General features: G+C 58.3%; 4 protein-coding genes. 1 reads left to right on the top strand and 3 read right to left on the bottom strand.

The window, feature by feature from the left end:
- The first annotated feature begins 28 nt into the window (after nucleotides 1-28).
- Nucleotides 29-4,033, top strand: coding sequence for an Ig-like domain-containing protein (locus tag BN1121_RS03370; protein ID WP_156139385.1), 4,005 nt, complete (start codon nucleotides 29-31; stop codon nucleotides 4,031-4,033).
- A 118-nt stretch (nucleotides 4,034-4,151) separates the two neighbouring features.
- Here the strand turns inward: BN1121_RS03370 and BN1121_RS03365 are convergent, their stop codons facing one another.
- From BN1121_RS03365 to BN1121_RS03355, 3 genes are all read right to left on the bottom strand, one after another.
- On the bottom strand, nucleotides 4,152-4,361 hold the full coding sequence (locus BN1121_RS03365; protein WP_005347704.1) for a cold-shock protein: 210 nt from the start codon (nucleotides 4,359-4,361) through the stop codon (nucleotides 4,152-4,154).
- A gap of 217 nt (nucleotides 4,362-4,578) precedes the next feature.
- Nucleotides 4,579-5,268, bottom strand: a complete 690-nt coding sequence (locus BN1121_RS03360) for a LysM-like peptidoglycan-binding domain-containing protein (protein ID WP_005347701.1) — start codon at nucleotides 5,266-5,268, stop codon at nucleotides 4,579-4,581.
- 97 nt (nucleotides 5,269-5,365) lie between these two features.
- Nucleotides 5,366-7,468: a methyl-accepting chemotaxis protein gene (locus BN1121_RS03355; protein ID WP_043157106.1), complete on the bottom strand. Its 2,103-nt coding sequence runs from the start codon at nucleotides 7,466-7,468 to the stop codon at nucleotides 5,366-5,368.
- Nucleotides 7,469-7,617 lie beyond the last annotated feature (149 nt).

Here is a 7,617-nt window from a genome sequence, read left to right as displayed (position 1 = left end):
CAACACCGAGATCGACGGCACCGTGGGCGTGAAAGTCACGCTGCCGGCGGGGGCGGTGGCAGGAGATGTGCTGAACGTGACCGGCCAGGTGCCGATCACCCTGACCCAGGCGCAGATTGACGGCCAGTTCCTGACCTTTGAGTACCCGCGTCCGGTGCAGGGGGGGGCGATCGAGGTGGTTGCGACGCTGACTGACAAGGCGGGTAACGTCTCGCCGGAAGGCCGTGACAGCGCAACGATGTATGAAAATAGCGCCCCGCAGGGTGACGATGTCAGTGTGACAACGCGGGAGGATACCCCTGTCTCGGGCAAGCTCACTGCGAGTGATGTAGACGGGGATACGTTAACCTTCGTGAAGGCGAGCGAGCCTGTACATGGAACGGTCAAGGTCGACGGGAAGGGCAACTGGACCTACACGCCCGGCCAGGATTACCACGGCTCCGACAGCTTCACGGTCACGGTCAGCGACGGTAAAGGGGGTAGCGACACCATCACGGTCAATGTGGGCATAACCCCGGTGAATGATGCTCCCGTGCTGGTTGATGATAACGGCGCCCCGCTGGGTGAGGACATGAGTGTCACCACACCGGAAGATACTCCGGTGTCGGGCTCACTCAAGGCCAGCGATGTGGATGGCGATAAGCTGACCTTTGCGAAAGACAGCGATCCGGCCCATGGTTCGGTGACGGTTGATAAACAAGGGAATTGGACCTACACCCCGGACAAGGACTACCACGGTTCCGACAGCTTCATCGTCATGGTGAGCGACGGTAAGGGCGGGCGTGACACCATCACGGTCAATGTCGGCGTGACCCCTGAGAACGACGCTCCGGTCACCGAAGGGGGTTATGCCGCCGGGGTTGAAGATCAGCCCCTCTCTCTGAAATGGGATGATTTCAAGGCGAGCGATTTCGATAAGGATGCGCTGGCACTGCGTATTACCTCACTGCCCCGAGACGGCGCGCTGCAATATCGTAACGACCAAGGGCAATGGGTAGCCCTGGCTGTGGGGCAGGTGCTGAGTAAGGTAGATATCGATGCGGGTCGTCTGCAATTCGTTCCCGATCTGCACGAGGCCAGTGCCTCTGCGTCTCAAGTGCAGGATGGCGGGGCGTTGGGCAATCGTCAGCCTGATTATGCCGCCTTCGATTTTGTCGTGACCGATGGCCAGAGTGACAGCTCGGTAGGCAAGTTCGTGATCGATATTCGACCTGTCAGCGATGGCGTGCTGCTCAAGGCGACGTTGCTTCCGGGCGGTGGTACGGGGGCCGAACTGGTGACTGCGGCGGAGGATCTGATTGCCGGCAAGCAGCCCAATGCGAACGCGACAAGCGGTAACGATTATCTGGTTGGCCACGGTGGGCAGTGGGTACTGGGCAATGGCGGTAACGACGTCATCAAGTTTGGCAGCGGAACAGCCTTCCAGGCTAATGGTGGTGAGGGCAATGACACCATCATAGGTGGCGCCAGTGTGCAGGATTACCTCAATGGTGGAGCCGGCAACGATGTCTTGATTGGCGGCAAGATAGCCAGTGCCTCTATCACTCTGATTGGTGAGGATGGCAATGACAAGCTGATCTCCCAAAGTCTGAAGGCGACCACCAGCTACTACGGTGGTGCGGGGCAAGACACTGCCTATTTACCGGGAAGCATGGGCCAGCTCAAGTTGGTCACGACCGGCCTTCCGCCCAGCTGTGATTTTCTTCTGGAATATCGTGACCCCGCGACTGGTGCCACGACCAGGCATGACTTCTATAGCGTGGAGACCGTCTACCTGAGCGATGGTAAGTATCAGTTTGAGAGCGGTACTCTGGTGAAGACGGCGGACCTTATCAAGCTGAACATTGACGTCGATCTGATTGATTCGGACGGCAGTGAGCGATTCACCAATGTGCTGATTAAGGGGCTGCCGGACGGCGCCACCCTGTCACAAGGGAGCAAGCAGGCCGATGGTAGCTGGGCTCTGCCGGCGTCGGCCCTCGATGCAGAGGGTAAGACCTCGCTGCAACTCGAACTGCCGGTGGGTTCCCCTGCACTGAAGTTGACCGTGATTGCCGGCTCGCAGGAGTACAGCAGCTCCGGCCTGGCAGTAGGTGATCCCGCGAGCACTGCGCTGGACCTTGGCTTCTTCGGCAAGGCGGCGGACAACCCCAACGGTGATAACCGGGTCGAGGGAGGGGCAGGTGATGACGTGCTCTTGGGGGATATTGGTGGAGTGAAGAGCAATGTGACCCCCGGCAAGAACTACAACATTGCGTTGGTGATCGATACCTCCGGCAGTATGTCGGAAGGGTTGAATGGCCGCATGGCGATGAATGGCACTTCCTCTAAGATGTCGCTGGTGATCGAGGCCCTGCAAAAGCTGGTTGGCCAGCTGGCCGTGCATGATGGGACTGTGAACGTCAAGCTGATTGGGTTCAACGACAGTGCCACTAGCCTGCTGGAGATCTCCGATCTCAATCCGGCCAAATTGGCCAGCTTGCAGAGCCAGATCAGCAAGCTGAGTGCGGGCGGTGGCACCGATTATGACGATGCTTTCCGTGAGGCATCCAGATGGTTTACTACATCGCCCGGCAGTGGTTCGGGCAAGGTGTTCGAGAACCAGACCTTCTTCCTCACCGATGGGGAGCCGACGAGCAGTATTGACGATGCGCTGAGAGCGTTTGCGACCTTGTCTGACCAGAGCAGCGTCAGGGCTATCGGCATTGGCACCGCCGTCAAGCAGGATACGCTGGAGTTCTTTGATAACACGGGAACGCTGGGCCTTGGGAGCAAATTCACGCAGCAAACCCAGTTGCCACTTTGGGGAGGCTGGCAGACGAGCGGTTATGGTGACAGTCGCTACATGGGTGGCTGGATGGAATTGACCGACAACAAAGACCCTAGAGGTCAGAAAGAGACGGTCCACTACACGCCGACGCTACAGGTGCTCGAAGGTGAACAGGCGAGTTTCAAACTGGGTGTCGACTCCCGGATCAATTGGGGTGACAAGGCCAGTTATTGGTTTGAACGCTGGGATAACGGGCGCTGGGTGCGGGCGAGTGAGGTGTCGGAGGTCAGGGGGGATATCAATAGCCCTCTGTTCGGAGAGGGGCAGTATCGGATTGCCTTCTCACTCTATGAGAGTGGGTCTGACCGTAACACCCTCATCTACGTGAGAGATCAGGCCACCAAGACCCTTTATTTCCCGATCGGCGAGGTGGACATCATCACCCAGGCTCATCAGTTGGAAGCCGTGCTAACCAAGGGATCGGTGACCAATACACCGGCAGAGGTGGGAAGTGACACCGTGCTCGGTAGCGAGGGGAATGACATCCTGTTTGGTGACAGCATCAACACCGATCACCTGCCATGGGGAGTCGATGGTAATCCGGCCAAGCCGGCGGATTGGGTCGATGGACAAGGTCTGGATGGTCTCAAGGCGTTCCTGACGCTCAAGGAGGGCAGTGCGCCCAGCGAGGTGGCGATTTACAACTATATCGCGGACCATCATGAGGCGCTGGTTCAGTCGCAAGACACTCGAGGCGGGGACGACACCCTGTACGGTGGTCAAGGTAACGACATCCTGTTCGGTCAGGGTGGGGACGATATCTTGTTTGGCGGGGCCGGTAGCGATCATCTCTACGGCGGCGTTGGCAACGATACCCTGATAGGTGGTATGGGCAATGATACTCTGCGCGGTGAATCCGGGGCCGATACCTTTGCCTGGCAACAGGGCGATGCCGGCCCTGGTCAGATGGCCAAAGATTACATCGTGGACTTCAACCGCAGCGAAGGAGACCGCCTGGATCTGAGCGATCTGCTGGATCACGATGGCAGCAAGGGTCAGAATGACCTCAAGACGCTGCTCTCTGCCATCCAGGATGCCGAAGGGGTACACCTGCAGGTGAGGGATCCCGCGACCCAGGATGTGGTTCAGGACATAGTGCTGATGAATAACACCTTCGGTTCTCTGACCGGCGGCTCCGCGAGCACCTCTTCTCAGGTGATCGACTATATGCTGAGCCACCACCTGCTCGACATCGACAAGTAAGCGATCAGGAAGAATATAAAGCGGCGGGATAATCCCGCCGCTTTTTTATCGACATGCAGCCGGGCGCTGGCAATAAAAAAGAGGAGCTTGGCTCCTCTTCTCTTTTTTCACCGGCGCGTTAGACGAGCTTGACGTTCTCGGCCTGCGGGCCCTTCTTGCCCTGAGTCACGGTGAACTGGACCTTCTGCCCCTCGGCCAGGGTCTTGAAACCGTCAGACTGGATGGAGGAGAAGTGAACGAAAACATCCGGGCCCTGGGACTGCTCGATGAAGCCGAAGCCCTTGGTTTCGTTGAACCATTTTACCTGGCCGGTGCGAATATCAGACATGTGTCAATCCTATCAATAACAGAGGTACACAGACCCAAAGGGTGGGTCATCAGATCGAAGGAGCAGGCGCCTGTCTTGGGTGGCAAGCAACAAATCCCTGTTCCAAGCGGGATCGATTCTACGAGGGGGGAATGACAAGTCAAAGACGGGATTGTGGTTTTTTGAGCAAGCTTAAAATATTGAAAGAATGGGGAGGGGAGGCCTCCCCATTCGGGGATCAGGGATTGCCGATCTCTTTTTGTACGAATCCTTCGTTTTCACGTACATAGCGGTAGATGGGCTCCCCCTTGTCGCGGATCTCGACTCGCTGAATGCGCTGGGTATCATCGAGCAGGATGTAAACAGATTTGCCCGTCTGGAGGCGAGTCAGGGGGCGATCCGGTCCCTCTATGGCCACCAGCCGACTCAGCTCGGCACCGGGAAGCTGGAATTGACGGAAGACCGAAAACAGCGTCTCACCACCATCGATCTCGTGGGTGAGCCAGCGCCATCCTGTCGGGATCTGCTCGACGGGCTTGGGTTTGGGCTGGATGGGTTGACCGGCGGCCGTCTGCTGGGCTTCGACAGGCACAGCAATAGGAACGGCGAGCGAGCCGGAAGGGGCGCTCTGGACCGGCAATTCGGCACTGGGCTGCCAGGCCAGGATCAGTAGCCAGAGGGGAATGAGCACCGCCAGGCCAATCAGATGACGCCGCGGCAGCCAACCAGAGGTGGCCGCGCGAGAGCGCTGGGTGTCGTTGTTCGGCTTCTCTTGGCGATGTTTCTCCGGACGTTCTGCCGCCCCGGCCCGTGAGGCTTTCCAGTCCTGTATTTTGAGTTGAATGCGTTGGAGCAGGTTGCTTTCGGGTTGGCGAGCAGCTCTGGCACGGCGATGTTGGCCACGGGGACGACGATCCGGAGTCGGCACGGGGTTTTCCTCTTACAGCGTTGCCTCCACAGGCAAATTCGGCGCCTATGGTAAACGGACTCGCCCCCGAGGGGGAGAGTCCGCAGAGGAAAATTACTTATTTGAGGCGGAATTGTCCGAGCAGAGCCTGCAGTTGATCGGCGGCGCTGCGCAGGGCCTGACTGGCCTGAGCCGTGTGGTTGGCGTCCTGGGCTATCTCACCGGCCAGGGTATTGGTCTTGGACAGGTTACCCGAGACGGTCTCGGAGACGGTGCTCTGCTCTTCGGCCGCCGAGGCGATCTGGTAGGTCATGTCATTGATGGTCGAGATGGCCTGATAGATGGCACCCAGCGCCTCTTCGGCCTGATCCGCTTCGCCCACTGCCTGATGAGTCAGCTGCTGGCTATGGCTGATGGCTTGCACCGCGTTGTCAGAGCTCTGGCGGATCTTCTCGATCAGCTCCTGGGTGTTTTGCACCGCCTGCTGGGTATTGCCGGCCAGCTTGCGCACCTCGTCGGCGACCACGGCGAAGCCACGTCCTTGCTCACCGGCCCGCGCGGCCTCGATGGCGGCGTTGAGGGCGAGCAGGTTGGTCTGATCGGCGATCCCCTGAATGACGGTGAGTATGCTGGTGATCTGCTCGCTGTCCTTGGCCAGGCTGTCAACCACCTCGGCACCGCGACCCGCCTCATCGGCTACCTTGTGCATCGACTGGATCATCTGCTGGAAGCGGGTCTTTCCCTGATCGGCCGCCTGCTGGGCCTGCTTGGCCGAGTTGGCGGTGTTATTGGCATGGGTCGCCACCTCCTGGCTCACATAGGACATCTCCTGCACCGCAGTGAGCATCTGATCCATTTCGGCCTGGTGATGTTGCAGGTTGTTGTTGGTGCGGGTGGCTATCTGATCGGTTTCTCCGGCATGACGGTTAACCTGACCTGCGGTCGTCAGTACGTCTCCTAACAGGTGTTGCAGCTTGTCGATGAAGCGGTTGATCCCTTTGGCCAGATCCCCGAGCTCATCGACCGAGCGAGTGGTGAGGCGCTTGGTGAGGTCCCCTTCACCATCCGCGATGTCGTCGACCAGAGTGACCATCTGGCGGATAGGGCCTGTGATGGCGCGGGCTATTACCAGCATGGTGGCCAGTGCCAGCGCCAGGACGATAACAGCACCGATCAGCTGTTGGGTAACGGCGGAGCGGTTCATGTCGGCGAGCTGGCTCTCCAGTTGGTCGGCGCGCTCGAGCACAACGCTATAGGGCAGGGTGACTATGATGGCCCAGTTACGCGCCATGCCGGGCACAGCTATGGGTACCGAAATACGGAAGGCATCCTGCAGATCTTCTCGCTGAGTCTCTGGCTTGAGGTATTGCTGCCACTTGTCCCCCAGGCTCTCTCTGGCGTGCTTGCCCAGCAGGGCATCGTTGCCGCTGGTGCCGGCGATCACGCCGGCCGCACTGATGATGAATGTCTCTCCTTTGCCACCATAGATGTTGGCGTTCAGATTCTTGGCCTGCTGATTGAGCGCCGTCACTTCGAGGTCGACACCCACCACCCCCTTGAAGACGCCATCGACGATGACGGGGCTGGAGACTGTGCTCACCATCACCTGTTTGCCATTGATGTCAAAAACGAAGGGGTCGATGAGGCAAGGTGTCTGATGCTGCTTGGGGCAGGCAAAGTAGTCGTTGGCTGGATTACCAAAACTGTCGGTTTCGCTCTTGGTGATGGAATAGAGCAGGTCAGTCGCTACCTTGCCACCATCCCGATAGTAGTAAGGAATGAAGCGACCCTGTTCATCGCTCCCCATCTCTTTTTGGCCTGCATAGGTGCTATCCAGACCATCGAGCCCATTGGGTTCAAACCCGGCGAGTACACCATACAGCTGAGTGTCGACGCCCAAGGTCCCTTTCATCAGGGCAATGACTCCGGGGCGTGGCAAGCTGATATCTCCCTTCATCCCCTGCTTGATGGCGGCCGCCAGGCCTTGGTTGTAGGCGAGGGCTTTTTGCAGCAGTTGAGTGATGCCGGTTGCTTCGGCGCGGGCGTTGGCCGTGACATTCAACCACGCCTCTTCCTGAAGCGCCTGACGGCTGGAGCTGATGGTGAGTGCCTGGGTCTTGCTGCCCGAATATTGGTTGAGGGCGATCAGGACACATAGTGCAACCGTCATGGCCAGGCCGGCCATCACGAGAATTCTTGTTTGGATAGAACTGAACTGCATCATCATGTTCCCTATGGCAGGTATTTACTGAGTCTGTTATCGACCAAAGAGAGGCATTTCGAGAGCAAATTGGTCAAACCATGCTAGCTAATCGTACTTTTTGTCTATTTTTTGCGATCTCATTCAAACTTAGGTGCTCTTCTCATCGG

The sequence above is a fragment of the Aeromonas diversa CDC 2478-85 genome, from assembly GCF_000819805.1.
Lineage (GTDB): Bacteria > Pseudomonadota > Gammaproteobacteria > Enterobacterales > Aeromonadaceae > Aeromonas > Aeromonas diversa.
The sequence above is the reverse complement of the archived record's forward strand: the minus strand, read 5'-3'. Positions and strand labels throughout refer to the sequence as shown.